The organism is Corallococcus sp. AB049A (genome assembly GCF_003668885.1).
GTDB classification, from domain to species: domain Bacteria; phylum Myxococcota; class Myxococcia; order Myxococcales; family Myxococcaceae; genus Corallococcus; species Corallococcus interemptor.
This window is the reverse complement of sequence record NZ_RAWL01000939.1, coordinates 1-522: the sequence shown is the minus strand read 5'-3', so window position 1 is coordinate 522 and position 522 is coordinate 1. Positions and strand designations below refer to the sequence as shown.

Sequence of the window (522 nt, the reverse complement as noted above, 5' to 3'; positions counted from 1 at the left end):
GATAAGCATGGGGCGCGAAAGACCATCCGCACGGGGCGGCAGAGGGGCAGGGAATTCATCAGCTTACTGCATCGGTCAAGCCGGACGTGCCCGGCCAGCTATCCGGCCAGCTATGGAGCAGTTACCGCAGGTCTGCCTGCGCCCTGACCGCTGGTTCCACGTGGCGCTGTTTCCTCATCCCAGCAGATGCGGGTCTCGGCAAGCCCGGAAATCCTTCGATTCTGCGAAGGGTAGCGGGGGTGTGAGCCTTGGATTTCGCCGATTTCAGGCGATGCCGTGGACAGCGCTTGCCTCGTCGCCGACGAGTACCAGCGGATGAACCTGCAGATTCCTTGAAATCTACGGTCCCATGCCCTGGGCGGTTCCACAGATTTCAAAGAATTCAGACCGATCGTTCCACGCTGTCCACAGCTGCCCTGTATGACTTATACACAAGGTATGGGCAATCTGTGGATAAAAAAGCCCTTTTGCCATGCCTTCGAAACTATCCACAGGTTCCCCCCCAGGCTGGGAGGCCGATAT

The 522-nt window shown here is 58.4% G+C and carries 1 protein-coding gene; it reads right to left on the bottom strand.

Annotated elements, in window-relative coordinates:
* Positions 1-339: 339 nt before the first annotated feature.
* On the bottom strand, positions 340-522 hold a 183-nt coding region (locus D7X55_RS45970; RefSeq protein ID WP_233610412.1), incomplete at its 5' end, for a hypothetical protein.